A 22,562-nucleotide genomic window follows, 5' to 3' on the forward strand; every position below is an offset into this window, starting at 1 on the left:
GCCACGACCGGTTTGCTCTCAGCTGCAAGGTGCCGGCTCTCACTCGGAGCGGGTCCCACACAGCCTTCGTGCAGTCGGCGATCGCGCCGCAGAAGTGGAGTCAGTTCCCGTACGGCGATGAGGGCGGCGGATTTTGGGCTGTGGTGTTCGGATCGAAGGTGTTGTGGTACAACGCTATCGAAGACCGGTTCAACGTCTCGCACTTCGCTGAGCCGGATCGCATCCCGGACGACGAGTACTGGTGCAAGGAGGACCCGCTCAAGTGGGCACTCCCCCGCGTGATCGGCGACCCTCCCGGATGGCGCAAGGGCGCACCGCGCCCGATGCCCTAGCGGCGGGCATCTGCACTCGAAAAACGAAACGCGATGGAAACGTGCGCACCGTTTCGGCGAACGAACGCACCGGGTAGAAGACATATGACGCAATGGCGCGGACCGATGGGCTGACCGATCGCCGAGCGAGGAGACCTCCATTGACCGAATCGCTCGCGCGTACAGCCGCGCAGACCCTCGTCGCCGGTATCGGGCGCCGCGACTTCGTCCGCGCCGCGGCGCTGCTGGGTGCGGGCACCGGAGTCGCCGGCGTCGCGGCGGCCTGCTCACACGACGGCACATCCCCACCGAGCAACGCAGCCGTCACCGGCGCCGTCACGGTGCTGCAACCCGGCCAGGGCGATACCCCGGGTGACCACTACCTGCCGTCCACCCCCGATCAGGTGCTCTGGGGGTACGTGCCGAATGTGCACGCCACCGCGGCGATGCAGATGCGGTCGGGCGAGACCGTCACGATCGACGCCGTCTCGCACGAAGGCATCCTCGAAGACCAGGGCCGCGACCCGGTCACGTACTTCGGCGGCCACGGCGTCGCGCGGGGTGACGTGCTCGAGGACGCCATCGCGATCGCCAGCGACTACCGGCGCACGCCGAGGAACTTCGACAAGGACGGCCCGCACGTGGTGACCGGCCCGGTGTTCGTCGAGGGCGCTCGACCGGGTGACGTGCTGAAGATCGAGACCCTCGAAGCCGTACCGCGGGTGCCGTACGGCGTGGTGTCGAGCCGGCACGGCAAGGGCTCGCTGGCGCGAACCGCCGACGGTGGCGCTCCGGCGGGCATTTCACTGGCCGAGGTGATGCCGCCGATCGCCACGGACGGCCGAGCCAACAAGAACCCGACGTCCTACGGCAACATCTCGACGTTCACGGCCATCGATGACGGTCAGGGCGTGATGACCTACGGGGACGCCAAGGTCCGCTTCCCGCTGCAGACGTTCATGGGAATGATGGGCGTCGCGTACTCGCACGACCCCGAACTGACTGCGCCGACGAACAATTCGGTGCCACCGACCCTCGGCGGCGGCAACATCGACATCCGTCTGCTGGGCAAGGGGTCCACGTTCTATCTGCCGGTCGTCGCCGAGGGCGCACTGTTCTACGTCGGCGACCCCCACATGGCGATGGGCAACGGCGAGGTCGCGCTGACGGCGATGGAGGGCTCGTTGCGGAGCACCTTCCGCCTCACGGTGTGCAAGAAGGGATCGGGCGATGCACCGTCGGTGGCCTTCCGTTACCCCTTCGCCGAGACCGAAGACGTGTGGGTGCCGATCGGCCTGTCCGATCCCGACGGCGCCCGCGACGGCCAGGGCAGCGACCTCGATGTCGCGATGCGTCGCGCCGTGGTCAACGCACTCGACTATCTCGAGACGGACCGCGGCATGGACCGCGCCACCGCGTACGCCTATCTGTCGGCGGCCTCGAACTTTCACGTCTCGCAGGTCGTCGACAAGACGGTCGGCGTGCACGGCGAGATCTTCAAGTCACACTTCGCGTGAATCGCGCTGACCCGCGCAGCGGCAGGCGCGCTAACCAGTGTCACGGCGCACGGCGACCGTATCCGTGCTGACGAGTTCGACCGTGTCGCCGACGTCGATGCTGACGACGTCTTCGGATGGCTCGGCCATGAACGGGAATCGAAGCAGACCGTAGAAGTCGTCGGTCTCGACGAACGTATGCGCCCGGGCGAACAGGGGCTGGACGTCGAAGACCCTCACCCGCAGCTTCTCCCGCTTGATCGTGCCCAGCTCCCTGCCGGTGTCCGGATCGGTGACCACCCGCCCGGTGCGGCCGTATACGGCGAAGACCATGCCCGCTGCGACGCCCGCCTCGGCGCCGCGGTTGATCACGAGGGTGTAGTCGTCCTCGACGAGGGCGACGCGTCCGGCGGACTGGTCGGTCACGACGCCACCAGGGACGGGCCCGCTTGGATGCGGGGCCGACGGCGAAAATCGTCGACCGTCAAGGGCGCGGCGGTGTCTTCGCCCAGAGCCAGGTCGGTGGCCGTCTTTGCCTGCACCAGGGCGATCACCGCCTGCTGGTGGCGGTCGGTGCCGATTGCGCCGAGCGCGACCGTGAGCTTCTTGTCGACGTAAGCGATCGATCGTGCGATCTCGGCCGCTGCGGCGTCGACGTCGCGTGCGTCGGTTCGTGGCGCCCCGACGTCACCGTTCCTACCGACCCAGCCGCGGGCGAGCGCACCGAATGCGACGGAGCAGACCGGAACGATCACGATGGCGCAGAACAGCTTTGGCGTATCGCTCAGCGCAATCGACCCGACAATTCCCAGCAGCGTGAGCAGGCCGAGAACGGCGAGCAGCCGCAGGGTGGGCGGCACGGCGCCCATTGCCAACCACGCCTGCTTGACCGCGCGGCCGCCCGATCTGGCGACATCGGCCGCGACGAAGGCGATGCCGGCACCTGCCTTGACGGTGAAGCGTCCGAGTTGGTCGACGTGCTGTCGGGTGACGAACGTCTTCGGCATCGTCCAGGTCCGCTGCTGCGTCGGCGGAAAAGGACCTGTGTCGGGTTCGGTCTGCGGCGCGTCGGCGGCGGCCCCGATGATCACAGTGGCATCAGCAGTCACATTTGCATCATGCCTGCGCACCGCCCATTCGAGGTTCTGACGCGCCGGAGGCGCCCTACCGTCGAGCACCACGGCCCGCACTGCCGGGTCTACCGACACGCCTCCGCAGGATCGTGACTCGGCGTCGCGCTGGGCGGATGATCGTCACGGCCCGCAGCGTTGCTCGAGGGGCCGCAGGAGGTGATCGAGTTGGTTCCATCGCAGCACGATTTCGTTGCATACGGCCCATCTCATGTGGTGGTGCTCGGGGTGTTCGCGGTCGGCGCAGCCGTTCTGGTGTGGCACGGTCGCCGCGAGAGCGCGGCGCAGGCGCGCCTGGTGAGTCGAATCCTGGCGGTGCTGCTGATGGCGGCGTTCGGCACGGCGCTGATCTACAAGCTGATCCGGCCGGACCTCGCCACGTCGATACCGCTGCAACTCTGCGACATCGCGGAACTGACGGCGGCGTACGCGCTGTGGACGCAGCGGCATCGTGCGTTCATCCTCACCTATTTCTGGGGTCTGCTCCTCAGCTCGCAGGCGCTGCTCACCCCGGACATCGGCACTCCCGAGGAGGGGGCGCCCGATTTCCCGAGCCACCTGTTCCTCACGTTCTTCGTGCTGCATGTGCTCGTCGTGTGGTCGGCCGTCTATCTGACGTGGGGCCGTGGGATGCGTCCGCAGTGGCGCGACTACCGGTTCGCGGTCGTCGCGACGCTGGGGTGGCTCGGGTTCACGTTCGCGTTCAACACGATCGCGGGAACCAATTACGGATACCTCAACGGGAAACCGCCGACGGCTTCGGTCCTCGACGTGCTGGGCCCGTGGCCGCTGTACCTCGTGATCGAGATCCTGATCGTGATGGGTGCGTGGGCACTGATGACGTGGCCGTGGGAGACGGCCCGGCGACAGGTCAGCGTCCGTCCGGAGCGAGCCGCCCGGGATCAGGTCGTCGGGCGGAAGGTCAGGTCCAGCGACGTCTCGGGCTGACACGTAACGTCGTGTCATGGTGTTGGCACGGGAACTGGGTGCGGTCAGAAGCGGGCTGGGGCGCGCACTGTTCGGATTGGTCGCCGGTCCGGACGGGCCGGACAACCGCGCCCGGATCCACGGAACACCGGGCCCGCGCTGGTTCGCCGAGGATCGGCCGATCCGCCGCGTCCACGGCGACGCGTCGATGTTCGTCGGAGGTCTGCGCGCACTGCTGCTGCAGTCGCTGCATCCGCTGGCGATGGCCGGCGTCGCCGACCACTCCGACTACCGCGGCGATCCCTGGGGGCGCCTGCAGCGCACCAGCACGTTCCTCGCCGTGACGACCTTCGGGCCTGCGGCGGACGCGCAACGGGCCGTCGACAAGGTCCGCGGGATTCACCGCCGAGTACGCGGGGTGGCGCCGGACGGCACACCCTACGAGGCCACGGATCCGCACCTTCTCGAATGGGTCCACATCGCCGAGATCGACAGTTTCCTCCTGGCACACCAGCTGTACGGCGCACAACCTCTGGACCAGGCCGGCCGGGACCAGTACGTTGCCGACACCGCGCGCGTCGCAACCGCTCTCGGAGTGCTGGACCCGCCGCGCACCGAGGAGGAGCTGCGCGAGCGGATCGAGGCGTACCGACCGGAGCTCCGCAGCACGGCGTCGGCGCGCGAGGCGGCCCGGTTCCTTTTGCTGACACCGCCGCTGCCGTTGCCTGCCCGCGCTCCCTACGGCGTGTTGGCCGCGACCTCGGTGGCCATGCTGCCGGGGTGGGCACGCAAGCCGTTGCGGCTACCGCATCTTCCGCCCATCGAGGCGACGGCTGTCCGGCTGTCCGGGCGGGTGCTCGTCAGTGGAATCCGCTGGGTGCTGACGGCCAGTCAAGAAGAGATACCGCAGGCGACGCCAGCCTGACTCGGTGCCCCCAGTCGGACTCGAACCGACACTTGGCGGATTTTAAGTCTGCTCTAGCTGGTTATTGGCAGTTAACGTTTGTCAATGGTTGAGAGTGAAAATAGTGCGTACGCTGCGTAAATAGCGATGGATAGAGATGGCGGTTGATGGCTGCTATCGAGTCCTCTGCGGACTGCCTGCGGACTGTGCATCTCCTGACCCACGGCAGAAGTTGCAATAGATTCGGGCGACCAAGCCGCCCGCGGCACGTCAACAGAGATACATGCCCAATGTTTGCGTCACACGGAGTGGTCACCCACCCGTTGTTGGCGACCTGCGCCGCAGCGATTAGCACACCGGACAAGTCAGGCGGCGAACTACTCCGCCTCACAAAAAGACGAGCAGCGGGCCATCCCCCCGATTCGGCGATCGGCGTCCGTTGGTCGCGGGTTCGAGCCTGCCTCAGGACCCCACCGAAAGCGGTCAATGTCACCGCGCTGGTTGGTCTAAAACTTGATGTGGCGACAACAGGCTGACCGGCGGCGCCACCCGACGGCCACGCGACACCCCAACGTGCGGTAGCCATGATCAGCGTTTCGACCACCCCCATGGCGCGTGCGGCGAGGCTGATTCCGGTCACTTCTCAGGCATTGGCGGTGAATAAAGCGAGAACCGAACCGGGCTACACCACCAGCCCGTACGAGCGATGACTGATGCGTCTGCCGAAAACGCTGCTCCGCACCCGCGCAGCCGGGCAACCTGCCGTCTTGTCATCCCACCTGCGCCGCGTCAATCCGCTCAACAAATCGTTGCACGACCTCGGCCGCCTCTTCTACCGTCGCGGCAAGCTCAAGGTGATTCAGCCCCTCTAGCGCACCTGAGTAGATCGGCGGCCAGTGTGGCAGCGCGGCGACACGCGGCGGCCATGAATGTTGAGCGCGCGCTTCGAAAACGGCGATGCACGCGCTGCGCGTTGGCGCGAGATCAGTACCGAGCAGCAGCCCTTCGAGGAGCTGCAAGTCCACCAAGTCGTGAGCGCGGTCGTTGACTCTTGGCTCTCCGAGCGCGGCGGTCACTGCGTGGAGCTTCTGCGCAATCTGCCACGGAATGGTCATGCATGGCACGGAGACCGCCGCCGCTACCCCGACAAGGCCCAGGGCATCCGAGGTGAGACTGTCGAACTGATCAGCGTTGCCGGCTTCGACGGTGGACACCTCAATCGGGACAGATGCGAAAGGCTTGCCGCGGTAACTCAGTTTGGCGGTGAATCGTCGCGGCTTCACGGGCATGCCTGGAACATCGATCTCCTCGGGCATGGTGAAAGTAGCGGTGAACCCCTCCCAACCCGCCTCTCCCGCCTCGGCCAGTTGCTCACGCACTTCTTCGATATCGAGACGTGCGACGGTGTCGAAGTCCTTCGAGGTCCGCGAATCCGGGATTCCCCGACGCAGCTCCAGCGACGATCCGCCTTTGACTAACAGCAGCGGAGCGCCGCTGTCGTCGGTCAGCATGGCCGCAAACTGAGCGACGACAATCATCGCGATGTGTCGCTGCATCCGGCCGAAGACGACACCTTGCCGCTGCGCTGCCTGGGTGAGCCGATCTCGCAATGAGCGCAAGTTCGGCGGCGGCGACGAATAAGGCCTGGTCACGCCGACACTCCTTTCGGGCGTGGGCGTGAGCGAGCGGCAGGTTCATCTAGTGCAGCGTGGAGCTCGGCTGCTGGCGCACGACGAAGCCTGCCCTCGGTTTCGGCTCGCTCGATCGCCTTCCGAAGCTGATAGGGATCTGTACCAATGTCCAGGCAGTCTCTGATGGTGCGCGCAACCGTCGTCACAGGTATGCCGTCGACCGACGTGATGTCGGTTGTCCGCAGGTTGCGGCGGTGAAGCCGGTACAGCTCACCTCCCGCTGCGCGCGGATGATTGTCGCGCGGGACCGTGAGGTGAATTCGCGAAGGATTCACGTCAGCCAGGGCGTGAAGCGCCAAGGCTGACTCATGCGATATAGCCCCACGCCCCAGAGTCCACGCGACGGCAGCTGCGAGGTCATCGTGCTCACCGCGCGGCAGAACGGGCACCCGATACACTCCGCGACCGGCACGCTCAAGACGGCCCCGTGCCATCAGGAGACGCAGCTGCACGGGGTCCACGCCGATATCCCGCGCGTCGCGAGTCGTGACGTAGCCGTGCTGCTCGGCGGCTAGCTCAACAAGCCGATCCCAGATGGCCATGTGCGCAATCGTATCAAATAGATACGTTTAAGCACACAAGCTTTGCTTGACCGGCAGCCCCAGAGCAACACCACTCGATAGAGCACAGGGCATCGGCCGCATCCATAGGATGCCCTCGACACGCACGATGCGCGGTCTCCGCACTCCGACACATGAGCCATAGTCGAGCCGCACAAGGCCATCGCCGCAGTTCAGGGGCACTCAGGCGAGACGCTGAATCTTCCACCGCCCGGTCCCAGGAGCTGCGTGGAGCATTTTCCCAGGTGGTATGGAATCCTACGATGGCGGCGTGCTCACCTCAGAACGCAGAATCATTCATCAATCTGCTAACGCGAATCCAACCGCCGTAGCGCAGACGATCCGCGAAGAACCGTCTCGTCTGTCCTTGATCGGGCGGCCTTTGGTGGCCGCAACGTTCAACACGTGTGAATTAAGTTGGGCCTGGGCGGGCGGGATACGAGGAATCACCGTCAACGGTGATTGGAGACTGCATGACCCGAGCTACAAACAGTCGCTCTTCCGCCGGTGGTTCGCGTGCCGCTAGCGGCATCGGCTTTCAAGCCGAAGTGTTCGCGTGGTGGGCCACGCATGCTGTCGCAGCAAGCAGAATCGACCTCGGCATAGAAGCGAGTGCAACCGTCACCTCTGTCGGCAGTGAAACGGCGCTCGGGCTAGACGATGTCGCCGTTTTCCTCAGCACCGGAGGGTTCATTCTAGTGCAAGCCAAGAGCGGAATGCGCCGCCTAGCAACCAACGCGTCTGATGTGCGACAAGCGGTCGACCAGGTTGTCTTGGTTTATAGACACGGAATTCCGACGGTCAATCGAAGGCCGATTGATGCTTCTAAAGATCGACTCGTAATCGCCACGGATCACACCTCGAGTCGTTCTTTCACCACACTCGGCAGGATCTGCGCCAGACTAAGGGCACATCCCTCTGACCTTTCGCTTGAGTCTGCTGCAGGCAGTGATGCGGAACTGTCTGCTCTAAAAATCTTCATGAAGATAATCCGGTCCAGCTGGAAAACAGCTGCGGGGACCAATCCCACCGACGAGGAAGTTCGGTCGCTCCTCAGGGTGGTTGAAGTCGAGCGCTATGACTTTGCTGAATTCGGGGCCGACCGGCGAAGAGCTGACGCGATGTTGCACGAAGCAACGGAGCACGACGCTTTCGATCGCCTCAGCAGCGAGGGTCTGCGGTGCGCTAGAACCCGCTCCTGGAGGTCCAGGGAAGATCTACGCAAAATTGTGGGTCTACCTTCCTCGCAGCTCTCCGACGGAGACCGAATCGATGATCGTTTAACGTTTCTTCGGCAGCTGTCTGAAACACGTCGAGACGTTCGACTCCAAGTATTCGAACTTGACGAGTCTCTGTTAGCGCGCTTCTTCGACCGAATAGAAGTTGTACATGTTCCGGATGGCGGAGTCGCGGTGTTGTTAGGTGACTTCGGATCCGGCAAGTCTGAGATCGCAGAAACCTGGCACAGACAGGCGATCGATGATCGTTGTCAGTCCGACGACGCGCCCTTCCCCGTGTGGTTCAGCGCTCGAGAACTCGTCGATCAATCGCTTGAGCGTGCGGTCGAACGGCAGATAGGAAAGTTCTGGCATCGAGGATTGGGCGTGTCCATTGCAATTGACGGCGTAGATGAGACCGACCCATCCTCTGCCCAGAGCCTGCTAGATGCGGCCCGCATCTTTGCGAGAGCTCGCACGAACGTGCGAGTCTTGTTGACAGCTCGTCCGGGCATCGTGACCCCTACACCTGCAGAAGAGATAACGGCGCCACTCTTAGCTCAAGACGAAGCACTGAGCCTGGTGGAATTAGCCGGCGGCAAGCCGCAACAAACGTGGCACTGGACGGCGGACATGCGAGCCACGATGACCAGGCCGTTCTTCGCGCTCGCGGCTGGAACTATGCTCGCCCGAAGCCATGCCCCCAGTGGCCAGGCAGATCTAATTCGAGACTTGGTCGAAAATGCCCTCGCAAAGGGAATCGAACGGTCTGCGGTCACTTCATCCGAGACGCGGACGGTCCTTCAAAATGCCGCAGTCAACATCACGAGGAACAATAGAGATGGGCTGTCCTTTAGCGACCGTTTGATTGCGGCGGCGAGTCGGCTGGTTACAGACGGCCCTGAGCACTCAATCATATTCTCCCTACCAATATTTCAGCATTGGTTTGCCGCGCAAGCCATACTCCAGGACGGATTAATCGCAGCAGAGGTCGTGTCCGACGCTCATAATTTCAATAGGTGGCGTTGGGCCGCGGCCGTGGCTGTGCTGAGCGCGCCGAGTGTAGAAGTGACGGACGACCTCCTGGACAGATGGGTTACCGGGAACCCGGGCGCCGCGTCCTGGATTGTCAAGGAAGCCTTCAGCGGCCAAAGCGGTTGGCGTAGCGAAGAGTGGGAAACTCTCGATCCCAAAACAAGCGGCCCACGGCTCCTGCGATCCCTCCGAACCTGGACGGATGCTCTAGGACCCCTGGCCGACGGTGTGCTGCCATCCGCGTTCGTTAGGGGCCCAGCCACGCTCGGCGTTTTGGTCTCCGGCCATCGAATTCATGTATCGGTGTCTACTTCTATGCCACCCGTCGACCAGGTGACTGAAGTGCCGCACGGGGCTCACCCGTTGATCCGAAACGCGGGGTCCGATTGGCAGCCATGGTTCAGTGGGGCTCCACCGCGAGGCGAATCGTGGCCCTGGGTAATGGTGCGAGAAAGAATCGCCAAAGCAACCAGGAGAAAGCTGTCCATCGACCCATTTCTAGGAAGCACGGAAGGGGTTTGGGTTCAGGAGCGGCGGTATGACCTCGCACGGCGGCTGCTTGGCCGGTCGTCTCTACTTCACAATGATCTTCCTGCCCCTGAAATCAGAATGCGGGCGGAAGAGTTAGTAAAGCTCCTCGCCACCGACCGAAATGCCAGGTTCACGATTGACGGGACGACGGAATACTCTGTTGCTGAGCTTATAGACCTCATTTCGTGGATAGACTCAACGGCTCCCGAACGCCTGCTCTGGCACCTTCCCAGAGAGGATGTACTTCAACCAGTAGGCCATTGGATCTGGGACTTCTACTCGCCACAGCGGCTGATGGAGTTCGAATCCGAGGTGTATGGGCGTGCCTGTGAGGCCTACGACGAGGCCTTAACGCATTCGTTCACGCGCCTGGATTGGTCGATGCCGGGCGCAACGTTCGCACCGTTCGGGGTCGTGCTCGAACTACGGGACGGGGGCGATGACCAGATCGGAAGAATCCCGACAATAACGGCGATGCGAGTGCCCATGGCATTGATGGACGATGTCGCAACCGTCGGGTCTGGTGCCACCTGGTCGGTGGGCGGGCGGGCGGTGATCACCCACGCCGGAGAGGGACCTGAACCGAACATTCAGCGTCACTTGGCAACTCTCGACCGCATCCATTCCTGGGCTGTGAACCGGCAGCGCGAGCCTATTGCCGATCTAACATTTGTGACGACAGGCGCTGACGACATGTCGAATTCACGACCAGCTTCCAGCGTGGCTGCTGGGTGGCTCTGGGAAGATCTGAAGAACATCGGGCTGGGCGACGGTTTCTCGCCCGAACTAGTCTAGAGCTAAGCCGTCCAGCTGTTAGCTGGCAAAGATGCGGGCGGTATCTCGCCGTCTTCTGACACCGCGACGTGCACGATCGGGCAGGATGGAAGCGGTGGCAGGCAGAACCATCACGCTGTTCATCTGGGGTTTCAGGAGTCCCGGTGGTGTCCCTAGTCAGCTGCACGTCAGACGTCTGCGGGGACCACGGGCCCGTTCTCGGGACGGCCACCACACGAGACGCTGCCTGTAGAAGACGCAAATGGGCCCCCTCTACGGGACGTCCCAGTGGGACCGCGACTTGTTCTAATACCGTCTTGTCACCTCTTGAGGCAGCTCTTTCTCAATCCTCTGCGGCATGCCCCCCGACTACGTGCTCGGGATCGAATCAGGCAACCTCGACGCCGACTACCTAAACTCGAGGATGCCGGAAACGTTGCGGGCGTCGTCCTTCTGCGGCTCCCATGGAATGGCTGAGCGTCAAGCAGGAAGCCGCCAGCCAGACTTCATCAACGGCTACCATGCCCGACCATCGGAGTCGTCCTCTTCTAGTTGTTGTGCGACAGCCTGAGCACCATACTCGCTCAACCCGCGATAGAATTCCTCGACAACGGTCCCCTTAGGCAGATCATTCGCGATTGCCGCGCATTGGTCACGAAGACGAACATCCTCGGCATAGGGCTCGCCTAGCTGGCCCCAACGCGTGCCTGAAATCGCGCATGTGTGAAGAGATCTCCGCACTTGAGCGAGTGCGCTTGACCCGAGTCGTACTGCAGAAGCCAGTAGCTCGGCGACAAAATCGACGTGGTTGAAGATCAGATCGGTGGGCGCTTCCTCTACCACTCGCGCGACTGTTCGGGCGTCCGTTTCGCTGCCGGCTCGAACTGTTTCCAATAAGAGCGATAAGACGGGGTCGTCGAAGGCGCCAGCTGCCGCAGCAAAAAGCGCTCGCCCCATGGGCTCTCGTTTCCGGGGATCGCCCTGTGCGATCCAGTTCAGCAGGTCACTGAGTAGAGCGAGGAAGTCTGGATGTTGACGCACATAAAGGGGCTCGCGAAACTGGAACGGAACGGGGCGGAAATCGTTCAATGACTCCATGCCTTCTCCTGCCTCAACCCGCCGACGTAACAATCCCAGTACGGTTTTCGGTTCTCGTGCAGAAAGGTGACGAAGGAACGCCATGACCGAATGGTCTTCGATGTTCGGCAGCTCCGCCAGAGCCTCAAGTAGCACGGTCCGCTGCTCCGTGCTGAGAACCTCCCACGTCAACGGCGAGTCCTCCCAGCTGAGACACATGAATAGGTAATCGGCGACGCCTCGCGAATCAGATATCACTATGCGAGCCAACAAGTTCGCGGCCGTCGGCAAGTCTGTGTCGGCAAGGGCCCGCGCCGCATCGACGACCGCTACTCGCAACCGAGCCTCTGAGCCAGAGGCGAAAGTTTCGAGAAGCTCCAATTCACCTTGGAATAGAGGGCATGAGGTGCGATCTCGCGAAGCTAAACCAATTGCCGCTTCAATGCGGACCGCCGACGATGGGTGCTCCAAGAGGCGGCTAACGCTGTTCATCAGTGCATCGGGCTGCCATCGCCCGATTTGTCTAATCAGATTGGCGGCCAATGCATTTAGGGCCGATTGAGGATTTTCCATGAGGCGGTCGACGATTGCCAGGGCCAGTGCCGGCCTTCGTTCGGCCAGGGCTCCCAAAAGCTGATTACCACCCGCGAGATCGGTATCGAAAGCCGCCATTTCTTTCTCGAGCCGCTCCTCGAGGAGGAGGACTAGTGCGTTGTCCGCCAACTGATCAATTGCTCGGAGTGACACGCGTTCGAGGCGGGACGCTACAGCACGTCGGTGAGTCTCGAAATCCGTTCCAAGTTCCCGTATGAGGGCAGCCCAGCCGTCATGAAGCAGCAGCGCAATATCAAACTCGACTGTGTCAGGAAGGTCTTGGACGGCACTTTGCGCGGCACAGCGTGGGGGACCCTCGCCGTAGTCGGTGTGCCAATGCAGTGCTTCGAGGATCGCAACGCTGACCACAGGATCGAGGTTTTCGTGAAGGGCATCCCGTAGTCCCTTGATTGTCTGTAGGAAGTCCGAGTTCCACGATGACCGCTCGTCATTACTTACTGTGCGCCCAAATTCGCCTGTGGGATAGCGAAGAGCCCTCTCGGCAAACTGCGCTCCTGCCACCGCGCGGCGATTGTGACCAGATCGGATCTCCCTGAGCGCCAGATCAATCGCGCGTCGTCGGATAGGAAGCACTACGTCCTTGCGGATAGCGTACGGGTGGAAGGAAAGCGTCCGGTCACGGTACGTCTGCGTACTTCCTTCTGTTGCAACGAGTCCTTCGATCGGCGCAAGTGGTGAAAGTTGCGACTCCTCTTCAGACCATGATTCGGCTAGCTCGAGAGCCACTTGGTTGTAGGCGATGGGCTTTTCCGGCGCGTACGAGGCCAAGTCTCGCAATACTCGAAGAGGGTGGTTCGGGTACTGATGCTCTGCGCGACGGTCTGATTGTGCGAGGCTCCACAGCATGCCGCAGGCCGCCGCGAAAGTTTCTATTGTGTAGGACGCTCCGCGCAAGACTGGCGTTATCTCATCGAGTACATGTCGCCATGTCTGGCGGAATGTCCATGCTGCTTCCGTCTCTGGCACTTCTTCATCGATTGGATTGTCCAGGATCCAGCCGATGGCACTGATGACCCGTGTCGGTTGAAACGGGGCTACGCGGCTCAGAAGGGCGATAATGCGAAGGTAGACCGATAGCTCTCTATGTTCGAGCTCCCGGTAGATCTCATCCCACAATGGACTTGCAGCGTCGGTTAGAAGATGGCCTACTTGCCAATCCACTCTTGAAATATTTATGAACGCATTTGCGAGTGCGTCACCTGTCGCCGCGCGGAGCACTTCAGAAAGGTAACCCGTGTCAACACCGGTCCGTTTGTCGAAGCACGCGTCGGCGAGGACTACGTCTCCAAGGAGGTCCGGCACGATACGCACCGAATCTCCGCGGCGGATGAGGACGCCTGAGTCTTCGAGGCTGCGTAAGTGACGGCTGATGCGGCTGTAGGGGACACCGACAAGCGTGGCGATCGCGGTTTGAAAATCGGATGCGCCGGTTCTAAGGGGTTGCAGCGCAGATATCGCATCAATTACGGCAGATCGCTGATCTCGATCGCCATGCGCTGATTCAGCGAGTAGAGCGTCTCTGAATCCGAGAAGTATTTGTTCTCGGATGCGATCACTTTGTTCAAGCTCGCGAGTGTGCAGCTCTCCGGTCCGGATGAGGTAGCCACCGACAGTCGTGGCTAGCGGACAGTCGCGGGTCAGAGTTGCAAGCCGATCGGCGTACTCTTCGTAAGCCGGGCCCAGTGCTTCACAAGCGAGATGGGTTGCCGCCGTCTGAGTTAAGTCTCCAAGCGAGACGGTTGGCAGCCTTGTGAGGTCGAGGCCCGCACGGCGTAGCTGGCGCTCGATGTCCGGCCTGCCGTATGGGCGACATGCAATCAGGAGACGTGCGGCGTCGTTCCGAGCTCGAACCCGAGCGACTATTTGTCCGAGGTCGGTTCGCTCATGGGCATCGTCGATTATTATCAAGACTGAGCCTTGCGACGGTACTAGTTCAAAAGCCGCCGGATCTGGCTGAGAATCTGCGGGCAACATTCGAACCCACCATCCGTCAGCATCGAATGCGTCGGCGACCGTTCGCAGTAGCCGTGATTTTCCAATTCCTCCGCGGCCGAAGATTAAGGCGACGATGTCGTCTCCGGGATCAAGGGCTGCCTGAAGTTGATTTAGTTCAGCGTCTCGGCCAACCAGCACCCAGTCGTGTGTAAATAACTGGACGCCTGACGTAGCTGCATAGAACTCCTCTACCGAGAACCAGGGGCCTGGCTGAGAAATGCCGAGGAATTGTTCCCGGTGATTCGGAAAATGGGCGTCAACGAATCGAAGAGCCTCTTCGCGGGACATCTGCGTGCGGACGTAACGCGAGAGGTCTTCACCGTCCCACAGTTCCCACGTCTCGTGCCCCTTCATCTCCGCTCGGGCAGCGGCGCTCGCAGTCTGGCGAGAAAGGAAAAGGTAATTCACAGGGGCCGGAATGGTGACTGCTTCTACCGCGGCCTTCACTGCGGCCGGCCCGAATTGCTTGTGACGTTTAGCCTGGCACGTAGCGCCCAAACCACCATCAATCAGCACGTCGATTCCGTCCTGACGTTCTCCCGAGCCGCCGTAGCGAGAGGCATGCCCTCCAGGGTGCCGGTGTTCGAGGACCTCAACGCAGACGTCTTCGAACCGTTCGGGGCTCAGCTCGTGGAAGGGAAGGGTGCGTGCTAGCGGGCGCACAGGCGGTGAGATTTCTGTCGAAGAGTCAGCCACTGCCCCGATGTAGCCAGCGGCGGCCAGAACGTCTTCGGCTAACAGGTCCAGCGTCTCAGCTACAGCAACGGCCATTGCGCGCCGCGGCCGACTACGGCCTCGTTCCCATCGGCTAACCGCCTGTTGTCCAACTCCGACACGGCGGCCGAGTTCGGCCTGATCTAGGCCGAGACGATCCCGACCCTGAGCCAGCATGGTTCCCAACTCGTACATGCTGCAATGGTACGCACTTAATGCGTATGAGGTCCGCCTACATCGCCGTGGCCAGGCGAGAAAAGTGACTTTGGACCGGGCGCAAATTGAGTCCGACCACCTCCCGCAACGTTCACGCGACAATTGACGCCGGTGCAGTCAGCTGTCGCGGACAGCCTCGAACTGATAACGGTCGCTCCGCACCAAAGCCGCAGCAGGCCCGACTACCCAGATGGTTCGGTCTTGCCCTACTTGGTGTCAGTAAGCCAACAGCCGATTCGTTTCGCGAGTCCGTCCGCTGCGAGCTGCGGATCTGCCTCTGTGAAGTCCCAATTCACTCCATCGACTTGTACGTTGCCAACTTGGACTTGCTCACCAATCGGGACGCACCCGAAGGCCACCACCACGGCTCTTCGCACGTCGTAGCCGGTCGCAAAGGTCGTGACTTGATTGAGGTGAGATCGCGGAATGTCGCCGGTAGACGTGATCCGATACTTGACGTCACCAACCGCGATTCCGTCTCCAAACACAAGATCCGGCTGAAGTGTGCGCTTGCGAGTACCAATTAGCCGCCTGCCCTTCTTGACTACCTCCCACTTCGGTTGAAGCTGGCGTTTTAGTCCCGCTCTGATTCCGTCCTCGACAGCCTCGGGAGTTCGGAACAGAAAGGTCCACAATGATTGTCGGCCGATGCTCGGGCGGATGCCGCTCGTAGACAGGACCATCAAAGCAAGTCGGTGTGCATCCCGATAGTGCTTAGTGCGAGCGTCGGGCAGGGCTCTGCGATCCCCAGCACGCATGGAGCCTGCACCATCCAAACGTTGACATATCGATCGACAACGACGTCGCAGGTCTAGCGGCACCTGCGGAGCTCCCAGCGCATAAAGCGCCGCAGCCTTCAACACGCGATTCAGGCTGGTGTCTTCATCGAATCTGTCGTAGTCACATCGGATTATCGGCCTACCGGCCAGAACAGACCGCGCCGTCGCAAGCGCGTGTATTCGCCCCTTCGCGAACGCCAGGCTGTCAACGTCGCGTTCGTAGTCTCGATCCAGCCCTTGACGAAGTAGGCGTTCCGTCGCGTCAATGAACCACCGTATGACGAGAAGAAAAAAGGCGTCGTCGGTCTCGAGGGCAGTTCGCTCAACACAGCCTCGCGGTACCTGGCCGGACTCCTCTAGCAAGTACACGAAATGACTCAGTGGAATCTTCGGCTTCACTACAATCTGGACGCTACCCAGGCCGATGACACCTACAGCATCACCGACTACAACCTTGTACTTCGTCGGTGCAATACGTTCGCAACGAACCACGCTCCGGTTAGGACTTTCGTCATCGTTGCTTTCACCCCACCATGTCGCGTCCGATGCGAGCGTCCGGCCAACAGCGATTAGTAGTTGCGCCTCAGCTGCGCTCAAGTCCAATGTCTGAGCAGATGATTCAGTGAGCGAAACCGTCCGCATCATTCACTCACGGCCCAGAGTTCCTCGAGCACGAACGTGTCCGCGATGTCTGGTTGGTCGAAGAAGTACTCGTCGATCAACGGCTTGATTTGCCTTTCCCAGGTACGTCGGAGATCTGTGATGCCCATTTTCGGCTTCATCAAGAAGCTATGCCCGATAGTGTGATGGCGATCAAGCTGATCAGTGAGTCGTTCGTTCAACACGCTTAGGCCAGCACTCAATTGGCCGATCGCACATGTGTTACCAACGCTGTAGTAGGCGTCCAGGATGTCCGGCCGTGGCGGGCAGTCGAAAATGTCAAACCGCCGGCGCAGGGCGGTATCTATGCTGCGGATGCTCCGGTCCGCGGTGTTCATAGTAGCGATGACATAAAGGTTCGGAGGGAGGGAGAACCGAGGGCGGTGGAGGAGGGAAATTTCCTTATCGCGGTACTCAAGGAGGTAGAGCAGCTCACCGAATACGCTGGGTATATTCGCTCGATTTAACTCGTCGATCACCAAGACCACTGGATGATCAACCTGCTCAGCTTGCTTGGCAACGCTCATCAGTCGGCCGGGGATCACGTCGAACACCACCTGGCCTTCGCGCAGAACCGGTCTCAACCCTTCTACGAAGTCTTCGTACGCATACGTGGGGTGAAACTGAACAATATGCACAGCATCTGCTCGGCCTCCGGCCAAGTACCGCCCGATTCGTTCGGCTACCCAAGTCTTGCCGGTGCCCGGTGGGCCGGCAAATATGACCTGGGGTCGTCGAGCACGCAGTGTGTCAATCACCTCCAATAGATCGTCCTCCTGCCACAGAGTTTCACGGAGTAACCAGTCGAGGTCGATCGCAGGGTCGGCGGGCGAGACAGGTATCACGGGGGCACCCTCAACTGGCTCGAGCATCGGTCGCAATGCCTCCCATTGCTCTTCTGTAACTGGGAAGTTGGTCCCTGCTGGCTGGCGAATGATCAGTAGATTTCTGAGCACAGGATGATTGATGAGCTCCTGCCGTAAGACAGGCCTGTCCAGAAGCATATGCTCCAACCGAAAGTTGATCGCTAGACCGGTTTCCGGTGCGCTCTCCCCCTCCCAGGACTGTTTCGGTCGTTCAAAGGGAGAACCCAAAATTGTTCCACTAGCATAGATTCCAGCCTTTTCGCCGGCAGACCACAACAGGACGGTGTCTCCATCGCTAACTTCCTTCGAATGTTGGCGCAATGCCCATTCATCCACTGAACCAGGTTGGGTTGAAGGCTTTTCTAGGAAGCCGACCAGGTCGTACATTCGAGGGTTCGCTTGGAATATCCAGACACGGTGTTCGCTTGCCATGTCCGGTTGGACGGTCGTCGCACCGCTTGAAGTGTCGACAAGCCTGCGACGATTGCGATCTGGGTCGGCTGGGTCGAATCTCTCGAAAACTGACATCGGGCTGGTCTGATTGGAGAGAGCGCCTGGCACATGTTGTGGGTCAGGGTAATTCGCCAGCACCAGATGGTCGAGAGGCCAGTCAGAAGGCAGCTGCTCGAAATCGGTGATTCTCACAAAGAAGTTGCATTCCGCAGGGGTGTAGTAATCAGGAAATCGCATATCATTCGAGACGTCTCCTGCGACATCAGTGACTTCGAGAATGGAAGTCCGCCACGTCTCGCCGCGTCGATGAAGGAACGCGTACGTCGGAAAGCCGATCTGCATCTGATCTTTGAGGAGCTGGATCCGCTTGGTTGCAACCCTGCTAGTTTCTGGCCCTGCGAACCGTCCCCACCATACAGAGTCGTGCTCCACAGCAATCTGTCTGTGATCTTCGATGGTGCTTGGCCGACGATCTGCGTTCCATTTGAACAGAAGGTGCGTCGGTTCGACCTCAGGGTCGAAAGGTGGGTTCGCTTCAACGACGAGCGATAAGCGCTCATACATATACTGCAGGTCTTTGGAGAGCTGATCATCCGAAGGCATCTCAGATGACTTGTATTGCAACGCAATCGCAGAACCTGCTTCGTAGCGCTGCGGACGTTGCGCCTTCGAACGTAAGTCAATCTCAACCTGTAATCGGCTACCTGTTGCGAGGTCACCGAGGATCGTTCGCATATCAAGCGACCGCTTCTGCAGTGGCGTCTTGCCCCCGCGCATTGTCTCTGTGCCCTGGTTCAGGCTCAGGTAGACGCTGCTGCCGTCCTTGGCGAACAAATAGACCAAATAACATCCGGACTGAGCACTCCCGGAAGCACCGGGAGGGAACACACCGATCCATGGCACATCTGCGGCAGTACCGATACCAGTGCGACCAATCACGGTGCCCGCGTCAGGATAGACTGTTTTTACTGAAGCCGGGCCGGCGATAGCGACTAGATGTTCTAGCTCGTGGGGGTCATGTGTGCCTCCCACACGTTGCTGAAGCTCCGCCATCACCGCCTTCAACACGTTGCCGAGGCCACCATGGTTGGAGGTGGCCCTCCGGTTAGTCGACGGCAGGTATGCCCTCATCGCGAGGTCTCGGTCGGTGATGATCAGGCGGAACGGGTCACGCTCGAAACCTATGCCGTCGATCAATCGTCCGACTAAAGCCCATGCGAACCGATACTCACTGGCGATGTAGCCGGCTTCACCCGTTTCTAGAAGCTCACGCCAGATGCGGTCGATGAGTGGCTTCTCGATCTTGCTCGTCCCGCTGTCAGAGTTCGGTTTATCGGAGCGACGCTCGATCCACTTCTCTCCTACATCGACGATGTAGTTGTTCGTCTCGTCCACCAACGTAGGTACGGGTTCACCCAGAGCTTGCCTCTCGCGGCATTTTGCCTGGATCTCGGCCCATACGTCGTCCGCAGATCTTGCGTCGTTCATAGGCTCGAGCCTAATTGGGCGCAGCTAGATCGCCTCGCGTTTCATCGTGGCTGCCGACTGGACCGTTCGGAAGCTGGAAGCCTTCTAGTCGACCCATGTGGTTCACCAATACCTGTCGGTGCCCTTCGCAACCTGATCAAGGTCAATGATCCGGACTCGCCACTGGCGCCCCACGCGATATGCGGCAAGTTGTTGGTGAGCGATGAAGCGTCGTAATGTCCTGGGGCTTACCGAGAGATACGCCGCCCCCACGCCATAGAGATGTACTGAGTTGTCGTATGAGCCTTATCGCAGTGTGCGCAGTCGATCTTGGTCATGCTTGCCGATCTTGGACTGTACTCAAGCTATCCGCCGTCTCATCCGGTCGGATTACCATGTCACGCATTTGACCTGCGGAAACAGGACTTATGGTGGCGGGCGGAGCCCATATGCCGATCGCGTAGGCCCCGCATGTCACCTGCCGAGCTCGACCCGACATCGTCAACACGCTCTTAAGACGTGCATCGGCGCTCGACAAGAGGCAATCAGAGCGGTGCAAGTTGCATAGACTCGCATTGCCGACATCTTCGCAGCTCATAGAGCAAGACAAATGTTGCGCGCTCGATTTTGGAACTAGGGGGATGCAGCGCTGTTGCTTGAGTGTCCGGCGAAGCAGGTGAAGGGGTACCCTCCCAGGCGTGCTACTGCGTCGGTGCGTAACAGATGCGCAGCGGTAACGGCTTGCCGGCGGAAGACAGCGCAACTGCATGACACGGCGGCGGAACGAACTAAGCAGTTGCGAGATGCAAGCGGCTTCGGCTAACTAGTCGCGTAGGTCGGTTCGTTGGGCTGGATCATCGCCGGGGCAGGCGCCACCGTCGTAGCTACCAACAGTATGGCGCCATATCGGAGCCCACGTTGGCTTCGGTTCCCAGCCCTGCTCATCGGGCGTCGTCTTTTCACAAGGACGCGTCCAGTGGGGCTCACCCCACTCCTCAATCGGCAGATCGCAAATCTCGCTACGTCGACACCGTCCCGGGCCGCACCCGATGATCCAGATTGCGTCGCATTCTGGATCGACGTCAAGGGCCACTTCGTCTATGTACTGCAGAGCAAGGGTCAGATCACATTTCCCCTCAGCGCATTCGGCACGCTGATGAGCGCAGCCCGGATCCCAGACGCTGAGGAGATGGTAGTGGCCTCGACGGTGCGGCGGAAGCTCGAGCTGATCTTCGGCGATAAAGTAGTGCCCTAAATACTTGTCGCAGTGCACCGGCGACCCATCGGAGTAGCGGTTGGGTTTGTCGGTGTAGTCGGCCACTATCGCGTCGACGGCTTCCTGTAAACCGTCCTTAAAGCGTCCCCGGCCGTTGAGCCAGAGGAGATCATCCAGCAGCTGGCTGAATGCTTCTGAGTTAGTACTGTGATTCACGAGTTAGGTTCCCTTCGAGAAGGTTTGGTCGCATTCAGCGACACTCAGCGTTTAGTTGGGCCGGTATGCGGCGGCGTGCGGATGTACCGGCCTCAGGTGAGCATCCAGCTACCTGGACGTCATTGTCTTGAGCCTTTTCATGTGCGGACTGTGGATTCCACACCCGTCAACACCGAACTTCCGGCATCCCCAGCAGTCTTCGAGACCGCTCAACTCATTGTCGCGTGCATCCGCGACGGTGGATGCGGCAAGGTTGACGTTGTCTCCGTTGATGCCAAGCGCACCGAGGAGGTCCTCCCAGGCAGCCTTAGTTTCTGTTTCGAGCTTGTCGGGTTGTGTTGCGCCTTCGGCGCTGCTCTGAGGGGAAGAAGAGGGATCCGGTCGCAGGTCGGGTACGGCACCCGCAGTAACTACCGCTTCTGAACGGATGTCGCTACGAGAACCCTCGCTCTGACGTACACCACCTACGGGTGCGTCGCTGTACCCTCTGAGAGATGTACCTGATGTAACTGACATGACTGATGTCGCTAGGTTCTCGGTTTCGCCATTTGCGTCAGTCACCTCAGCCGCCCCAGCTGCTTCACCGTGGGCTAACTGCCGATGTGACTGGTCCGGCAGCGACCAGAAGGTGACACGGGGGAAGCCCTCAGCCTCGCTGCGTACGTGAAGCTTCTTTGCAGCACGCTCAATGCTGCTCTGGCTGAAACCTGCGGCACGGCCGTCTCGTTTGACATCACTGGACCGGACACGCCGATCCTTGAGGTAGTCAACCAGCCACATCTTCGCCTCAGCGCACGGTCCCGTTGTCTCATCTTCGAGAATATCGCCAGCGGTACGGTCGGAGTTTCCGGTGATTACAAACCGTCCAACCTCACCTGTCTTTCCGGAATCGGTTGTGACCTTGGCGGCTTCGATCACATAGCTCAGTGCTAGGTCCTCTCCGCCGGCGCTATTCTTTGCTTGCGACATCACACGATCGCCTTCTGAATCGACTTCTTTGGCGAACCCGAATACGCTACGGGGAACTTCGCCAAAAGCCGACGATCCATTGATTGCAGCGACAATATCCCCGTGCGGCGACTTCGTTAGATGCACCACAGCGACCACTACACCGCCGATTGCGTCAGCCATCTTCGCCCAAGGCTCGAGATATGTCCGGACCTCGTTGTTGCGGTGTAGGTCCACATTGCCGGGGATGGTGCTGAGGAGCGGGTCAATGATGACGACTGTGACCTCAGCGGCGATGAACGCCTTAGTTAGCTCTTCGGTGTCAACCTTCGATACGGGACAGGCGCTGCGGCCGTCAACTTCCACGCGCGGCAGTAAGATTCGATCTAAGTCGGCATGCGCTGCACGTAAGCCGGGCTTGACGATGAATCGGTCAGATTCTTCAGCCGCGATGTATGCGACATTCTGCGGCTTGCCCTGCCAGCACCCGGGAAGTGTGCCACGCGAGCACTCTGCAGCGAACCATCTTGCGGCCGTCGACTTTCCTGCTCCCGGCCTCCCCGCGAATAGACTCAGGGTACCGAGCTGGATGCGACCCTTGCCGTCGTGCTCCCACGCCCACACCGGCACGTCGTCCATGAGAGTGCTCGCTGGGGTGAGGCTGATTGTGCGTTGAGTCACTTGCCACCACCCATACCGTCCAGTTCGTCTGCTGCCTCCATCAACATGGCGGCGAGTTTCCTTGCCTCCACGCAGTTCATTTC

15 protein-coding genes are annotated in these 22,562 nt (G+C 60.8%); 6 read left to right on the plus strand and 9 right to left on the minus strand.

Annotated elements, in window-relative coordinates:
- Positions 1-68: 68 nt before the first annotated feature.
- The gene (locus O6P37_RS02040) at positions 69-332 is read left to right on the plus strand and encodes a hypothetical protein (protein WP_269892497.1); all 264 of its coding nucleotides are present in this window, start codon (positions 69-71) and stop codon (positions 330-332) included.
- Between the two features lie 140 nt (positions 333-472).
- Entirely contained in the window at positions 473-1,828 is a 1,356-nt protein-coding gene (locus O6P37_RS02045) for an acetamidase/formamidase family protein (RefSeq protein ID WP_269892498.1), read from the plus strand.
- Between the two features lie 30 nt (positions 1,829-1,858).
- Here the strand turns inward: O6P37_RS02045 and O6P37_RS02050 are convergent, their stop codons facing one another.
- Both O6P37_RS02050 and O6P37_RS02055 read right to left on the minus strand, forming a co-directional pair.
- Entirely contained in the window at positions 1,859-2,233 is a 375-nt protein-coding gene (locus tag O6P37_RS02050; protein WP_269892499.1) for a hypothetical protein, read from the minus strand.
- A complete protein-coding gene (locus O6P37_RS02055; protein ID WP_269892500.1) occupies positions 2,230-2,916 on the minus strand; it encodes a hypothetical protein in 687 nt (228 codons plus the stop codon). The genes O6P37_RS02050 and O6P37_RS02055 overlap by 4 nt, the downstream gene beginning before the upstream one ends.
- 189 nt (positions 2,917-3,105) lie before the next feature.
- On the opposite strand from O6P37_RS02055, the gene O6P37_RS02060 reads away from it, so the two are divergent.
- Positions 3,106-3,885, plus strand: a complete 780-nt coding sequence (locus O6P37_RS02060; protein ID WP_269892501.1) for a YwaF family protein — start codon at positions 3,106-3,108, stop codon at positions 3,883-3,885.
- Positions 3,886-3,901: 16 nt separating this feature from the next.
- Positions 3,902-4,789, plus strand: a complete 888-nt coding sequence (locus tag O6P37_RS02065; RefSeq protein WP_269892502.1) for an oxygenase MpaB family protein — start codon at positions 3,902-3,904, stop codon at positions 4,787-4,789.
- Between the two features lie 749 nt (positions 4,790-5,538).
- Here the strand turns inward: O6P37_RS02065 and O6P37_RS02070 are convergent.
- Positions 5,539-6,420 (minus strand): nucleotidyl transferase AbiEii/AbiGii toxin family protein, encoded by an 882-nt coding sequence (locus O6P37_RS02070; RefSeq protein ID WP_269892503.1) that lies wholly within the window; start codon positions 6,418-6,420, stop codon positions 5,539-5,541.
- Entirely contained in the window at positions 6,417-7,001 is a 585-nt protein-coding gene (locus tag O6P37_RS02075) for a type IV toxin-antitoxin system AbiEi family antitoxin domain-containing protein (RefSeq protein WP_269892504.1), read from the minus strand. The genes O6P37_RS02070 and O6P37_RS02075 overlap by 4 nt, the downstream gene beginning before the upstream one ends.
- Before the next feature lie 491 nt (positions 7,002-7,492).
- Here O6P37_RS02075 and O6P37_RS02080 point away from each other — a divergent pair, with 491 nt between their 5' ends.
- Entirely contained in the window at positions 7,493-10,597 is a 3,105-nt protein-coding gene (locus tag O6P37_RS02080; RefSeq protein WP_269892505.1) for an NACHT domain-containing protein, read from the plus strand.
- Positions 10,598-11,092: 495 nt separating this feature from the next.
- Here O6P37_RS02080 and O6P37_RS02085 read toward each other — a convergent pair whose 3' ends face one another.
- From O6P37_RS02085 to O6P37_RS02100, 4 genes are all read right to left on the minus strand, one after another.
- Positions 11,093-15,172, minus strand: a complete 4,080-nt coding sequence (locus O6P37_RS02085; RefSeq protein WP_332909773.1) for a helix-turn-helix domain-containing protein — start codon at positions 15,170-15,172, stop codon at positions 11,093-11,095.
- Positions 15,173-15,399: 227 nt separating this feature from the next.
- On the minus strand, positions 15,400-16,569 hold the full coding sequence (locus O6P37_RS02090) for an McrC family protein (RefSeq protein ID WP_269892506.1): 1,170 nt from the start codon (positions 16,567-16,569) through the stop codon (positions 15,400-15,402).
- 44 nt (positions 16,570-16,613) lie between these two features.
- Positions 16,614-19,439 (minus strand): MrcB family domain-containing protein, encoded by a 2,826-nt coding sequence (locus tag O6P37_RS02095; protein WP_269892507.1) that lies wholly within the window; start codon positions 19,437-19,439, stop codon positions 16,614-16,616.
- 102 nt (positions 19,440-19,541) lie between these two features.
- The gene (locus O6P37_RS02100; RefSeq protein WP_269892508.1) at positions 19,542-19,691 is read right to left on the minus strand and encodes a helix-turn-helix domain-containing protein; all 150 of its coding nucleotides are present in this window, start codon (positions 19,689-19,691) and stop codon (positions 19,542-19,544) included.
- Positions 19,692-20,394: 703 nt separating this feature from the next.
- Here O6P37_RS02100 and O6P37_RS02105 point away from each other — a divergent pair.
- Positions 20,395-20,673 (plus strand): hypothetical protein, encoded by a 279-nt coding sequence (locus tag O6P37_RS02105; RefSeq protein WP_269892509.1) that lies wholly within the window; start codon positions 20,395-20,397, stop codon positions 20,671-20,673.
- Between the two features lie 285 nt (positions 20,674-20,958).
- Here the strand turns inward: O6P37_RS02105 and O6P37_RS02110 are convergent, their stop codons facing one another.
- Positions 20,959-22,437: an AAA family ATPase gene (locus O6P37_RS02110; protein WP_269892510.1), complete on the minus strand. Its 1,479-nt coding sequence runs from the start codon at positions 22,435-22,437 to the stop codon at positions 20,959-20,961.
- Between the last annotated feature and the right edge of the window lie 125 nt (positions 22,438-22,562).

The sequence above is a fragment of the Mycobacterium hippophais genome, assembly GCF_027529605.1.
In the GTDB taxonomy this organism is placed as follows: domain Bacteria; phylum Actinomycetota; class Actinomycetes; order Mycobacteriales; family Mycobacteriaceae; genus Mycobacterium; species Mycobacterium arseniciresistens.